Origin of the sequence: Thalassobaculum sp. (assembly GCF_965223715.1) — a bacterium.
In the GTDB taxonomy this organism is placed as follows: Bacteria; Pseudomonadota; Alphaproteobacteria; order Thalassobaculales; family Thalassobaculaceae; genus Thalassobaculum.
The window spans coordinates 4,153,219-4,166,071 of record NZ_OZ245012.1; the positions used below are offsets into that span (position 1 = coordinate 4,153,219).

The window sequence follows — 12,853 nt, forward strand, 5'->3', positions numbered from 1 at the left end:
GGCCATTTTCTTTTACCCATCCCTCACCGTCATCCTGATGCAAATCAGGATCAAGCCGCAGACCCGGCAGAAGCCCGAGACCCGGCAGAAGCTCGATCCCCGCGTCGGTCACGGACAGCCCCGGGTCGGGTCCGGGGCTGTCCGGGGTGACAGGGTGGAGGAACGGGGGGCGGAAAGGTTTACCCCCGCCCGACGAACGGCATCTTCGTCGCCATCACCGTCAGATTCAGGATGTTGGCGTCCGGCGGCAGGCTGGCCATGTGGACGATGGCGTTGGCCACGTGGTCCACGTCCATCATCGCCTCCGGCTTGATCTCGCCGTTGGCCTGCTTCACCCCCGTCTTCATCCGGGCCGCCAGCTCGGTGAAGGCGTTGCCGACGTCGATCTGGCCGACCGCGATGTCGTACTTGCGGCCGTCGAGCGCCGCCGTCTTGGTCAGGCCGGAGACCGCGTGCTTGGTCGCGGTATAGGGGATGCTGTCCGGCCGCGGCGCATGGGCCGAGATCGAGCCGTTGTTGACGATGCGCCCGCCCATCGGCTCCTGCGCCTTCATCACCCGGAAGGCCTCGCGGATCACCCAGAAGCAGCCGGTCAGGTTCACGTCGACCACGTCGCGCCACTGGTCGTCGGACAGCTCCTCCAGCGGGATGCCGGGGGCGTTCATGCCGGCATTGTTGAAGATGAAGTCGACCCGGCCGAAGGCCTCCACCGTCTTGTCGAACAGCGCCTTCACCGCCGCCGGATCGGTCACGTCGGTCGGCACCGGCAGGGCGCGGGCGCCGTCGGCGCCGGCCTCCTTCTTGGTCTCCTCCAGCGCGTCGGCCCGGCGGCCCGCGAGCGCAACGCTCCAGCCGGCCTTCAGCAGCGCCAGCGCGCTGCGCTTGCCGATGCCGGAGCCGGCACCCGTCACGATGGCCGATTTGATGGTGCTCATGGTCGTTTCCCTCCCGGATTGGATGTTTGCCGGGACGGTAGCACCGGGTTCCGCCCCGGCACAGACGGCAATCTACACCCGTGTCAGGGCGACCCCGCCGGCGATCATCAGGGCCGAGACCCAGCGCCAGCGGCTGACCCGCTCGCGCATGACGAAGGCGGCGATCAGGATGGCGAACAGGATGCTGCTTTCGCGCAGGGCGGCGACCAGGGCGATCGGCGCCTGGGTGAAGGCCCAGACCGCGATCCAGTAGGAGCCGAGCGACATCGCGCCCGCCGCCAGCCCGGTCTTCCACGCCGGGACCAGGGCGGCGAAGACGCCGGTGCCCCGGGTGGCGACGGCGAAGGCGACCATGACCATCGCGTCGCCGATCACCATCCACAGGATGAAGCCCGAGGGCGAGCCGGCGACCCGGGCGCCGACCCCATCCATCAGGGTGTAGCTGGCGGTGAAGGCCGCTGTGCCCAGGGCGTAGAACAGCGCCTTGCCCTGCATCCGGCCGGTCTCGCTGCCGCGCAGCGCCATCACCAGGATGCCGCCGGAGATCGCCACGATCGCCAGCATCTGCACGCCGGTGAAGCTGACGCCGAGGAACAGGATCGAGACCCCCGACACGATCAGCGGGGCGGTGCCGCGGGCCAGCGGATAGGCCTGGCTCAGATCCGCGTGGGCATAGGCCTGGATGAGGAACAGCTTGTAGCCGGCATGGAGCAGGGCGGCGGCGGCGATCCACCACCAGCCCTCCGGCGCGGGCAGCGGCACGAAGGGCAGCAGCGGCACGGCGATCGCCGCCTGGACGATGGCCAGCAGCAGGATCGAGGAGAACCGGTCGAGCCCGACCTTCACCGCCGCGTTCCAGCCCGCATGCAGCAGGGCGGCGAACAGGACGGCGAGGAAGACGGCGGTATCCATCGGGCGTGTATGTCTCGAAGCGGGCGTGTCTCGAAGAAGGCGGGGGCGGCTTCTTGTGCCGTAATCGCTTATGACAGTTTTATGACCTGGCGAAAAACGATGATTTCTCCCTCTTTATGTGAGAGAAACACACATGAAACGCGGTGCCCTTCCGCTCAACGCCCTGCGCGCCTTCGAGGCGACGGCCCGGCTCGGCCGGATGACCGACGCGGCCGAGGCCCTTGGCGTGACCTACAGCGCGGTCAGCCGGCAGATCCGCGGGCTGGAGGCCCAGCTCGGCGTCGCCCTGTTCGAGGGGCCGCGCAACCGGCTGAAGCCGTCGCGGGAGGCGCTGGTCCTGCTGGAGCCGCTGACCGAGGCGTTCGACGGGATCGAGGAGGCGGTGAACCGGGTCATCCAGGACCGGCGCAGCACCATCGACGTGTCCTGCTCGGGTACCCTGATGATGCGCTGGCTGATCCCGCGCCTGCTCGGCTTCCAGCGCGCCCATCCCGAGATCGAGGTGCGGCTGACCGCCAATGACGGGCCGGTGGAGTTCCGTCGCCAGCGTCTCGACGCCGCCATCCGGGTCGGCCGCCCGCCCTGGGAGCTGCCCTCGGCCATCACCCTGTTCGAGGAGCAGGTCGGGCCGGTCGCCCGGCCGGATCTGGTCCGCGCCGTGGCCGGACCGGCCGACCTTACGGTGCTGCCGAGGTTGCACACCCGCACACGGCTTTCCGCCTGGCCCGACTGGAGTGCGGCGGCCGGCCTGTCCCTGCCGCCCGGCGGACAGGAATACGAACATTTCTACTTCATGCTGGAGGCGGCGACGGCCGGGCTCGGGGTCGCCATCGCGCCACGGGTGCTGGTGCAGGACGATCTCGACAGCGGCCGGCTGGCGGCCCCCTTCGGCTTCGTCGACAGCGGGCTCGCCTATGTGCTGCTGCTGCCGCAGGACGCGCGGCCGGAGGTGCGGGTGTTCGGCACCTGGCTGCGCGATGCGGCGGGTGCTGTGTCCTTGCCGGTGGCGGGCGCGGCGATATAGTTTGTCCGACTTGGTTTCCTGAGGATCCGAATGCTCGTCACCTGCCCGAAATGTGAGCAGAAGTTCAAGGTGCCGGACGCCGCGCTCGGCACCAAGGGCCGCAAGCTGAAATGCAGCAGCTGCGAGCACAAGTGGCACCAGATGCCGGCCGGCGCCGAGGACGAGGCGCCCGCGGAGCCTCCCGTCGCCAAAAAGAAGAAGAAGGCGCCGCCGCCCGAGCCGTCGCTGGACGAGCCGCTCGAGGAGGGCCCCGGCCACGACGGGATGGGCGAGGAGATCGACCCGCCGCCCCTGGGCGACGTGTCGCGCTTCCGCGCCGTGCGGGGAACCGAGACCGAGAAGCCGTCGCGGCCCTACATCCTCTATGCCCTGCTGGTCCTGGCGGTGGCGATCCCGGCGGGCCTGTTCGCCGCCCGCACCTCCCTGGTCCATGCGTGGCCGGCGAGCGCGCTGCTGTATGAGAAGGTCGGCATGCCCGTACCGGTCCCGGGCGAGGGGCTGGTGCTGCAGAACGTGTATGTGCAGCGCCGCCAGGAGGGCACCGTCGAGGTGCTGGAGGTCCATGGCGAGATCCGCAATCCGGGCGAGACGATGATCAGCCTGCCGGCCCTGCGCGCCACGGTGATCGCCGAGGGCGGTTCGACCCTGGCGAGCTGGCTGTTCACCACGGAATCCTACCAGCTCTTGCCCGGCGAGAAGACCGCCTTCATCTCCGAGTTCGCCAATACCGCGCCGGGGGCGGCCAAGGTCAACGTCACCTTCACCGACGCACGCCCGGAGGCCGGGCTCGGCTATTGAGCGGGCCGGTGGCGGAGGAGGATCTCGGACCCTGCCCGCTCTGCGGCCGGCCGATGCTGGCGGGGCCGAGCGTCGACCGCCACCACTGGGTCCCGAAGAGCAAGGGCGGCCGGGCGGCGGAGCCGATGCATACGGTCTGCCACCGCAAGATCCACAGCGTGCTGGACGAACGCAGCTTGGCCCGGGACTACGACACCCCGGAGAAGCTGCGCGCCCATCCGGAGATCGCGCGGTTCCTGGAGTGGCTGCAGGGCAAACCCCCAACCTTCACCAGCCGCCACCGGACCGCTCGGCGGCGTCGGTAATTGTTTGTTGGCGCTTCCTCCCCTCATCCACTCCCCGGATTTATTCCGGGGCCTACGGTTGAGCTTCCCTGACGTTTGGGGGGACGTGTCACGCTAAGTGCCACATCCACTCGTAGGCCCCGGAATAAATCCGGGGAGTGGGTGAGGAAAAGGGGAGCAGGGCGGCTGTCGATGGGAGACCTTCAGCCCTCGTCCAACAGGGCTATCGCCAGATCCCGCCAGTCCGGGTTGTCCTGTTCGATCAGGTTGAGCTTCCACTCGCGGCGCCAGCGTTTGAGGGATCGTTCGCGGTGCCAGGCGGGCTCGAGCCGTTCGTGGGATTCGAAATAGACCAGCCGGGTCACGTCGTGTTGGGCGGTGAAGCCGTCGAAGGCCTTCGTCCTATGCTCGAGCATCCGCCTTGCCAGATCCGAGGTGCGCCCGACATACAGCGTTCCGTTCCTGCCGCTTGCGAGAATGTAGACGTAGAAGGCCATGCACATGGCATGGACCGGCCAGGGGCGAAATTGCGCGATATCTCGTGTCGACCAAGTTCACTCCCCGGATTTATTCCGGGGCCTACGACAGGGTCAACGCCGACGCCGAACCGCAAGGCAAGTTGATCCGTAGGCCCCGGAATAAATCCGGGGAGTGAGAGAGGGAGCGTGGGAGCCCGGCTGCTCTCGCTCCTCAATACAGGTTGTTCTTCTCCGAGTCCGCGATCCGCTTGTCGGCGGCGGCCACGTCGACGCTGGCGTCCTCGACCTGGTCGGCGATCATCTGGCCGAGGGAGGGGAGCACCTTGCGGTCGACCTTGTAGTCGTCCTCCCACAGCTTGGAGCGCACCAGCGCCTTGGCGCAGTGCAGGTACATCTCCGCGACCTCGACCAGGATGCCGGTCTTCGGCAGCCGCTCGCGCACCTCGAAACGGGTCAGCATGGCGGTGTCGGCGATCACCTTGGCGCGGCCGTTGATCCGCAGGGTCTCGTTGACCCCGGGAATCATGAACAGGATGCCGACGCCCGGGTTCTCGGTGAGGTTTCCGAGCGTGTCGATCCGGTTGTTGCCCGGCCGGTCGGGGATCAGGATCGTGCGGTCGTCCAGCACCGCCACGAAGCCGGGCGCGTCGCCCTTCGGCGAGACGTCGCCGAGGCCGTCCGCACCCTGGGTCGAGATGACCAGGAACGGGCACAGCTCCAGGAACCTCTTGGCATGCTTGTCCAGGTAGGTGAGCTGCTTCTTCGCCGCCAGCTCGCCCGGCGTGCCGTAGATCTCGCGCAGGGCGGCCTCGGTCTCCAGAACGTCCGTGGCGGCCGTCTCTCTGATCGGTGCGGTATCCATCGTAGGAACTCCGGGTTCGCGCCGGCTTCGCGGGAGCCGGCGACTCGGCTAGACTCGGTTTGCTGGCCGGGACGCTAGCAGACCTGAAAACGTGGGGCCATGGGCATATGCCAACGGAACTGACCCAGACGCGTCGCCTGACGCGGGTCATGGACGGGGTACTCGCCAGCTTCGACTACGAGGGCTTGCTCGCCCTGGTGGTGGAGCCGGACGACGACAACCGCGCTCTGCTCTGCCGGGCCCTGCTCGACCTGGGATTCCCGCAGCCGCTGGACGCCCATAACGCCGCCGCCGCCCTCTACGCCGCCGAGGAACTCACCCCCGACCTGCTGATCCTGGATTCCCAACTGGAAGGGCCTGACGGCACCGACGGGTTCGAGCTGCTGCAGCGCATCCGCGAGGATTCCACCACCCTGCCCGACGACATTCCGGTCGTTTTGCTGGCCGGGGCGGTGAATGAATTCGCCGTCCAGGAGTCTAAGCGTCTGGAGGTCGACATCGTGCTGACCAAGCCGGTGCCGGCCAAGCGGCTGCAGAACCGGGTCAACGCCTTGATGATGAAACGCTTCACGGATCGCGTCACATGGGGGAAATGAACCCGCTGCCGGGCACGCCGGCAGCCGATGGATTCCGGATGCCGGGTGAATTCGAACCCCATGCCGGCTCCTGGATGCTGTGGCCGGAGCGGGGGGATACCTGGCGCGACGACGCCGGGCCGGCGGAGGAGGCCTTCGCCGCCGTCGCCGAGGCCATCGTCGCCGCCGAACCGCTGACCGTCGGCGTCTCCGCCCGCCGCCTGGAGCGCGCCCGCGCCGCCTTGCCCGCCGGGGTCACCCTGGTGGAGATGAAGAGCGATGACGCCTGGATGCGCGATGTGGGCCCGACCGTTGTGGTCGATGGGACCGGCGCGCGGCGGGCGGTGGACTGGACCTTCAACGCCTGGGGCGGGGAGGTGCACGGGCTTTACCCCGACTGGCGGGCCGACGACGCGGTGGCCGGCCTGGTGGCGGAGCACGAGGGGTTGCAGCGCTATCGCTCCCCGTTGATCCAAGAAGGCGGCGGCATCCACAGCGACGGCAAGGGCACGGTCTTCGTCACCGAAGAATGCGTGCTCAGCACCGGCCGCAATGCCGGGCTCGGCCGCGACCGGTGCGAGGAGCTGCTGAAGGCCTATAGCGGGGCGGCGCAGGTGGTCTGGCTGCCGCGCGGGGTCTTCGCCGACGAGACCACGGGGCATGTCGACAACCTGCTGCATGTGGCCGGGCCGAACCTGATCCTGCTGACCTGGACCGACGATCCCTGGGACCCGCAGCATGTGCGCTCGGCCGAGGCGCTGGCGGTGCTGGAAGGGGTCCACGACCTGAACGGCGACCCGTTCCGCATCCTGAAGCTGCCGATGCCGGGCCCGCTGCACATGACCGACAAGGAGGCCGGCGGCGTGGTGGCGGCCCCCGGCGGCAAGCCGCGCGAGGCCGGCGACCGGCTGGCGGGCTCCTACGCCAATTTCTACCTGGTGGAGGGCCGGGTTCTGGTCCCGCTGCTCGACCCGCGCACCGACGACGACGCCTGCCAGATCATCGCCGACGCGCTGCCGGACCGCGAGGTGGTCGGCATCCCGGCCCGGGAGATCCTGCTCGGCGGCGGCAATATCCATTGCATCACCCAGCAGATCCCGATGGGGAGATAGAGTCCAAAGGGTGAGATTCCGGCGGGATTGTCGTAATAAAGTCGTGAGCGCGCCCCGAGTTTGCACTATGTTCCGCGCCGTCGGTTACCCCTGACCCCCGTTTCAAAACGACGATCCGCTGCCAGGAGCCCCCCGCATGGCCCCCGATTCCGTCTCCAACCGTCCGAACGTCCTCATCAAGCGCGGCCGCAAGTTCCTCAACACGCCGGGCCCGACCAACGTGCCCCAGCGCGTGCAGAACGCCATGCACCGCGACACCATGGACCTGAACGATCCGGAGTTCGTCGAGGCCGCCGTCGAATCCTTCGAGGGGCTGCGCAAGGTCTTCAAGACCGAGGGCGAGATCTTCACCTATATCGCCAATGGGCACGGCTCCTGGGAAGCCGCCCTGGTCAACACCCTGAAGCCGGGCGACGTGGCCCTGGTGCCGGAGACCGGCCACTTCTCCGGAAGCTGGACCGACATGGCCGAGGCCCTGGGCATCGTCATCCAGACCGTGCCGGGGAGCTGGCGCGAGGCCTTGGATCCGGCCGCCGTGGGCAAGGCGCTGGCGGAGGACAAGGAAGGCCGGATCAAGGCCGTGCTCGTCGTCCATACCGACACCGCCACCTCGATCACCAGCGACGTGCCGGCGGTGCGCAAGGCGATGAACGACACCGGCCACGGCGCCCTGCTGATGGTCGATACCATTGCGTCCCTGGGCACCACGGATTTCCGCATGGACGAGTGGGGCGTCGACGTCGCCATCGCCGCCTCGCAGAAGGGCCTGATGATGCCGCCGGGCCTCGGCTTCTGTGCGGCCAACGAGAAGGCGATCGCGGTGCACAAGGCGAACGCCAATCCGCGCCGCTACTGGGACTGGACGCCGCGCATGGCGGGGCCGGGCTACCGCACCTTCTGCGGCACCTCCCCGCAGCTTCAGATCTTCGGCCTGCGCGAGGGGCTGCGCACCCTGTTCGAAGAAGGGCTGGAGCGCTGCTTCGAGCGCCATCGGGTGCTGTCCCAGGCGACCCACAAGGCCGTGGAGGTCTGGGGAATGGCCGGCGCGCTGGAGCTGAATGCCCTGGTGCCCGAGCAGCGCTCGGTCGGGGTGACGGCGATCCGCACGGCCGAGGGCGTGGACGCCAACCGGATCCGTGAGATCTGCCGGGACGAGATGATGGTTGGGATCGGCGGCGGCCTGGGCGATCTGGGCGGCAAGGCCTTCCGCATCGGCCATATGGGCGACATGAACGCGCCGATGCTCTACGCCGCCCTGGCGGCGGTGGAGTCGACCCTCGGTTATCTCGACGTGCCGTACAAGGCCGGCGGGGTGACCGCAGCGGTCGAGCACGTGACCGCCTATAAGAAGGCCAATGGCCCGACCACCTTCTGATCGGGAGCGGCGCCCGCTCAACCAGCCGGTGCTGTTCGTCTGCCTGATCGCCGGGATCGTGCTCGGCACGGCGGCGGGCGTGGTGGTGGGCACCCTCACCGGCACGCTGGCCTTCGGCATTCCTCTGGGCGGGGCGCTGGGCACCGCCCTCGGGATGGGCGTGGGAGCGGCTCTGGTGGCGCGGCAGAAGCGCTGAGGTCGTTCTTTCTCTCTCTTTCCTCACTCCCCGGATTTATTCCGGGGTCCACGGTAGGGAACGGGATGGAGTTCTCCGAATAGGCTCGAACGCCCGTGCAGCCCTTGGGTGGGCCCCGGAATAAATCCGGAGAGTGGGTTGAGGAGTGGAGAGGGCCCTCCCTAAACCCCCGCCGCCCGGGCCTTCTCGCCGAGCAGGGCCGAGACCGTGTCGAGCACCGGCGTCGCGATCCCGGCGTTGCGGCCGTAGTCCTGGATGATCCGTACGATCCCGTCGATCTCCATCGGCCGGCCCAGGTCCCAGTCCTGCAGCATGGACGAGCGGTGCAGCGACCGCTGCGACGGGTCCGACTGGCGGTCCTCGTCGATCCGCACCTCGATGCCGTGGGACGCCGCGACCGCCTGGGCCTCGCGCATGATGGCCAGGGTGACCGCCAGGGTCTCCGGGTTCTCCGCCAGACCGCGCTCGGTCGAGCCGGTCAGGACGCCGAGCGGCGAGCGCGAGGCGTTGACCAGCAGCTTGATCCAGATCGCCCGGCGCATGTTCGTGGTCACCGGCGCGCCCATGCCCGCCGCTTCGATCACCTTGGCGATCGCTTTTACCCGATCGCTCTCCGTATTGTCCGGCTCGCCCAAGGTGAAGCTGCCCTTGCGCGGGGCCACGTGGCGCACGAAGCCCGGTTCCGGCACGGCGGCGGGGCAGTCGATCATGCAGCCGATGGCGCGCTGCGGCCCGATGCTGTTCCAGACCACCGCACCCGGGTCCAGCCGCTCGATCGGCGCGTTGGTGCCGCCGTCGCGCTTGTACTCGTACCACCAGGGAATCCCGTTCATGGCGCAGACCACCGGCGTGTCGGCGCCGAGCATCGGCTGGATCGCCTCGGCGATGACCGGCAGGGCGGGGCCCTTGGCGGTGACGACGATGACGTCGACCTCGCCCAGATCGGCCGCCCTGTCGCTGGCGGTCACCCGGGAGGTCCATGTCTCGCCCTGGCTCTCCACCGTCAGGCCCTTCTCGCGGATCGCCGCCAGGTGCGGACCACGCGCCAGCACCGCCACGTCCGTGCCGGCCCGGGCCAGATGCCCGGCCATGAAGCCGCCCACGGCTCCCGCTCCGATGATGCCGATCCGCATGGTCGTCCGTCTCCCCCTGGATAGGTCTGGTGGATTGTTAGGGCCCGGATGCCGGTATAGCGTCTCCCTTCCGCCCTGTGACCCCACGGAGTATGCCCGTGACGTTTTCCCTGACCGCCCGCTGCGAGATCACCGGCGCCTTCGGCATGGTCGTCAGCTCGTCCTCCACCGCCGTTGCCGCGCGCTGCGCCTACACCCGGGCCAAGGTCGGGGCGGTGGCGACCCAGAACATCACCGATCCGCGGATCGGCCCGCGCGCCTTGGACCTGCTGGAGACTGGGCTACCGGCCGCCACGGTGCTGGCGCGGATCGTGGAGACCACCGACCACATCGCCTATCGCCAGGTCGCCCTGATCGACAGCGAGGGCCGTACGGCCGCGTTCAGCGGCGAGAAGACGCTCGGCATCCATGCCACCGCCGAGGGCAGCAACTGTGTGGCGGCCGGCAACATGCTGGCCAATGAGGGGGTGATCGCCGCCATGGTGGAGGCCTTCGAGTCCCGCTCGGGCAGTTCCTTCGGCAAGCGGCTGATCCGGGCGCTGCAGGCCGGGCTGGCGGCCGGCGGCGAGGCCGGGCCGGTGCATTCCGCCGGGCTGCTGATCCAGGCCGAGGTGTCCTGGCCGGTGGCCGACCTGCGGGTCGATCACTCCGAGCGCCCGATCGCCGACCTGACGGCCCTGTGGGAGCTGTGGAAGCCCGACATGGACAGCTACGTCACCCGCGCGCTGGATCCGTCGAAAGCGCCGAGTTACGGGGTTCCCGGAGATCCGTAAGCAGTTGATTCGTGTTCCGGATTACACGCTATTGACAATCACTCGCAAGAGCGCGAGCTTACCTCAAAACCGAGGGAACGCTCATGTACGTGTGCATCTGCAACGCTCTGAACACCCGGACCGTCAATCAGGCCATCGACGATGGTGCCGAGACGGTCGGTCAGGTCTACAAGGCCTGCGGTGCGGTGCCCCAATGCGGCAAGTGCAAGTGCACGATCCGCGAGATGCTCGACGATCGCGCGCCCCGTCACGGGACCGGCCCGATCCCCGGCATGCCCGCCGACCCGCTGCCGGCCTTCAACGCCGCCTGAGGTCCCTTTAGCCCCCGGCCAGCGCCCGTCGGGGCAGGCTGGCATGGGCCGCCTCCATGAAATCGCGGAAGATCTCCGCCGGCAGGCCGCCGCCGGTCACCTTCTTCATCGCCGTACCGTCATCGTTGCCGACCCAGACCACGGTCACCAGATCGGCCGTGTAGCCGGCGAACCAGGCGTCACGGTGGTTCTGGCTGGTGCCGGTCTTGCCCGCCACCGGCCGGTCGAGGGCGGCATTGTGGCCGGTGCCGCGGGTGACGGTCTCCATCAGCATAGCGGTCAGGGTGGCCGCCGCCCGGTCGGAGATCTGCGCCGGCAGGCCGGAGGTCGACAGCCGGTAGAGGGTCGCCCCGCCCCGCCCCCGGATCTCCTCGATGCCATGCGGCGTCACCGGTCGGCCGCCATTGGCGAAGGTGGCATAGATCCCGGCCACGTCGAGCGGGCTCATCTCGTCCACGCCCAGGCCCAGGCTCGGCCCGGGGGTCAGCTCCTCGGAGAAGCCCAGGCGCCGGGCGACGTCGCGCACCGCGCCTCGACCGACCGTCTCCTGCAGGCGGATGGTCGCGGCGTTGCGGCTCTCGGCCAGCGCCTCGGTCAGGGTAATGACGCCGTCATACTTGCCGTCGAAATTCCCCGGCGACCAGCCGGCGATGGTGATCGGCGTGTCGCTGACTAGGTCGCTCGGCCGCCAGCCCTGCTCCAGGGCGGCGAGGAAGACCACCGGCTTGAACAGCGAGCCCGGCTGGCGCAGGGCCTGGACGGCGCGATTGAACTGGCTGGTCTGGAAATCCGCGCCGCCGACCATGGCGCGCACCGCCCCGGTGCGAGGATCGAGCGCGACCAGGGCCGCCTGTCCGACCCCCTGCGCTCGGCCCTTCTCCAGCCCGGCCTCGACCGCCCGCTCGGCCAGGGTCTGCAGCGTCAGGTCCAGGGTGGTGGTCACCGACAGGTCGTCGGCGCGGGTGCCGACGAAGCTGGGCACCTGGTCGTAGATCCAGTCGGAGAAATAGCGGTGGCCGGCGCCGCGCCCGACCGGGCCGCGAAGCTGGTAGGGATTGGCGGCGATCTGGCGGGCGGTGACGGGGTCGAGATAACCGATCTCGGCCATGGCGTTCAGCACAACGGCGGTGCGCTGCCGCGCCAGCTCCGGATCGGCGGCCGGGCTGTAGCGCGACGGGCCCTTCAGCATGCCCGCCAGCAGGGCGGCCTCGCCCAGGGACAGCTCGCGGGCGCTCTTGGAGAAATACTTCCGGGCGGCCGCGTCCACGCCATAGGTGCCGGCGCCGAAATACACCCGGTTCAGGTAGATCGACAGGATCTCGTCCTTGGTGAATTCTTTCTCCAGCCAGAAGGCCAGCAGCAGCTCCTGGATCTTGCGGGACAGGCTGCGGTCGTGGCTGAGGAAGACATTCTTGGCGAGCTGCTGGGTCAGGGTGCTGCCGCCCTGGACCACCCGGCCGGCCCAGACATTGACCGCCATGGCGCGGGCGAGGCCAATCGGATCGATGCCGAAATGATACGGGAAGCGCCGGTCCTCGATGGCGATGACGGCGGCGGGCAGGTGCGGCGACATCTCCGCCACGGTCACCGGCTCGCCGTGCAGCGGGCCGTAGGACGCGAACATCGCCCCTTCCGACGCGGTCATGCGTACCGAGCCCGGCCGGGTATAGCGGTCGAGATCGTGGATGTCGGGAAGCTGGAAGGCATGCCAAGCGAGCAGGCCGGCGACCAGGATCCCGCCCCAGAAGGCGGCCAGGAACCCCCATTTCAGCAGCGGGCGGACCAGCCGGCCCAGCAGCGAGCGCTGGCGGCCCCCAGCCCGGCGGGACGGGGCACGGCCGGAGCCGCGCGACCGCCGGGATCCGGACTTGGCGCCCGACGTGCCCGACGCCGCCTTCGGTGCGGCCTTGTCCTTGCGCGGGGCGCCGAAATGCGGCTCCGCGCGGCTGCCGGCCGAGGCCTTTGCCTGGGACCGGGTCTTGGTCTTGCGTATCGGCTTCGGCGCGCTGGAAGAGGATCGGGCCATCAGCGAATCCAGTTTACGTTCGCGATGAAGATAGCCGATGAACTCACTGGAATGGAGA

The 12,853-nt window shown here is 69.0% G+C and carries 15 protein-coding genes; 9 read left to right on the forward strand and 6 right to left on the reverse strand.

Annotation, left to right across the window (positions count from 1 at the left end; genetic code table 11):
* Positions 1 to 179: 179 nt before the first annotated feature.
* Positions 180 to 935: an SDR family oxidoreductase gene (locus ACOQOP_RS19240; protein WP_420563430.1), complete on the reverse strand. Its 756-nt coding sequence runs from the start codon at positions 933 to 935 to the stop codon at positions 180 to 182.
* 72 nt (positions 936 to 1,007) lie between these two features.
* Positions 1,008 to 1,847 (reverse strand): EamA family transporter, encoded by an 840-nt coding sequence (locus tag ACOQOP_RS19245; protein ID WP_420563431.1) that lies wholly within the window; start codon positions 1,845 to 1,847, stop codon positions 1,008 to 1,010.
* 133 nt (positions 1,848 to 1,980) lie between these two features.
* On the opposite strand from ACOQOP_RS19245, the gene ACOQOP_RS19250 reads away from it, so the two are divergent.
* Genes ACOQOP_RS19250 through ACOQOP_RS19260 form a run of 3 tightly spaced genes read left to right on the forward strand, consistent with a single transcriptional unit; the run spans position 1,981 to position 3,974 of the window.
* Entirely contained in the window at positions 1,981 to 2,871 is an 891-nt protein-coding gene (locus ACOQOP_RS19250) for a LysR family transcriptional regulator (RefSeq protein WP_420563432.1), read from the forward strand.
* Between the two features lie 30 nt (positions 2,872 to 2,901).
* A complete protein-coding gene (locus tag ACOQOP_RS19255; protein WP_420563433.1) occupies positions 2,902 to 3,669 on the forward strand; it encodes a zinc-ribbon domain-containing protein in 768 nt (255 codons plus the stop codon).
* Between the two features lie 8 nt (positions 3,670 to 3,677).
* Positions 3,678 to 3,974 carry an HNH endonuclease gene (locus ACOQOP_RS19260; protein ID WP_420563434.1) on the forward strand — a complete coding sequence of 99 codons (297 nt, stop codon included), beginning with the start codon at positions 3,678 to 3,680 and terminating at the stop codon, positions 3,972 to 3,974.
* A gap of 182 nt (positions 3,975 to 4,156) precedes the next feature.
* On the opposite strand, the gene ACOQOP_RS19265 is transcribed toward ACOQOP_RS19260, so the two are convergent.
* Entirely contained in the window at positions 4,157 to 4,450 is a 294-nt protein-coding gene (locus tag ACOQOP_RS19265) for a GIY-YIG nuclease family protein (RefSeq protein ID WP_420563435.1), read from the reverse strand.
* Positions 4,451 to 4,643: 193 nt separating this feature from the next.
* Positions 4,644 to 5,294, reverse strand: a complete 651-nt coding sequence (locus tag ACOQOP_RS19270) for a pyridoxamine 5'-phosphate oxidase family protein (RefSeq protein ID WP_420563436.1) — start codon at positions 5,292 to 5,294, stop codon at positions 4,644 to 4,646.
* 107 nt (positions 5,295 to 5,401) lie between these two features.
* On the opposite strand from ACOQOP_RS19270, the gene ACOQOP_RS19275 reads away from it, so the two are divergent.
* The 4 genes from ACOQOP_RS19275 to ACOQOP_RS19290 all read left to right on the forward strand — a co-directional run bounded on the left by ACOQOP_RS19275 (position 5,402) and on the right by ACOQOP_RS19290 (position 8,552).
* Positions 5,402 to 5,890, forward strand: coding sequence for a response regulator transcription factor (locus tag ACOQOP_RS19275; RefSeq protein ID WP_420563437.1), 489 nt, complete (start codon positions 5,402 to 5,404; stop codon positions 5,888 to 5,890).
* Entirely contained in the window at positions 5,878 to 6,981 is a 1,104-nt protein-coding gene (aguA, locus tag ACOQOP_RS19280; protein WP_420563438.1) for an agmatine deiminase, read from the forward strand. Before ACOQOP_RS19275 ends, aguA begins: the two co-directional genes overlap by 13 nt.
* A gap of 136 nt (positions 6,982 to 7,117) precedes the next feature.
* A complete protein-coding gene (locus tag ACOQOP_RS19285; RefSeq protein WP_420563439.1) occupies positions 7,118 to 8,356 on the forward strand; it encodes a pyridoxal-phosphate-dependent aminotransferase family protein in 1,239 nt (412 codons plus the stop codon).
* Positions 8,337 to 8,552, forward strand: a complete 216-nt coding sequence (locus ACOQOP_RS19290) for a hypothetical protein (RefSeq protein WP_420563440.1) — start codon at positions 8,337 to 8,339, stop codon at positions 8,550 to 8,552. Before ACOQOP_RS19285 ends, ACOQOP_RS19290 begins: the two co-directional genes overlap by 20 nt.
* Before the next feature lie 161 nt (positions 8,553 to 8,713).
* On the opposite strand, the gene ACOQOP_RS19295 is transcribed toward ACOQOP_RS19290, so the two are convergent.
* Positions 8,714 to 9,685 carry a ketopantoate reductase family protein gene (locus ACOQOP_RS19295; RefSeq protein WP_420563441.1) on the reverse strand — a complete coding sequence of 324 codons (972 nt, stop codon included), beginning with the start codon at positions 9,683 to 9,685 and terminating at the stop codon, positions 8,714 to 8,716.
* A gap of 98 nt (positions 9,686 to 9,783) precedes the next feature.
* On the opposite strand from ACOQOP_RS19295, the gene ACOQOP_RS19300 reads away from it, so the two are divergent.
* Together ACOQOP_RS19300 and ACOQOP_RS19305 are read left to right on the forward strand one after the other, a co-directional pair.
* Entirely contained in the window at positions 9,784 to 10,458 is a 675-nt protein-coding gene (locus ACOQOP_RS19300) for a DUF1028 domain-containing protein (protein WP_420563442.1), read from the forward strand.
* An 83-nt stretch (positions 10,459 to 10,541) separates the two neighbouring features.
* Positions 10,542 to 10,769 carry a (2Fe-2S)-binding protein gene (locus ACOQOP_RS19305; RefSeq protein WP_420563443.1) on the forward strand — a complete coding sequence of 76 codons (228 nt, stop codon included), beginning with the start codon at positions 10,542 to 10,544 and terminating at the stop codon, positions 10,767 to 10,769.
* 7 nt (positions 10,770 to 10,776) lie between these two features.
* Here ACOQOP_RS19305 and ACOQOP_RS19310 read toward each other — a convergent pair whose 3' ends face one another.
* The gene (locus ACOQOP_RS19310) at positions 10,777 to 12,795 is read right to left on the reverse strand and encodes a transglycosylase domain-containing protein (RefSeq protein WP_420563444.1); all 2,019 of its coding nucleotides are present in this window, start codon (positions 12,793 to 12,795) and stop codon (positions 10,777 to 10,779) included.
* Between the last annotated feature and the right edge of the window lie 58 nt (positions 12,796 to 12,853).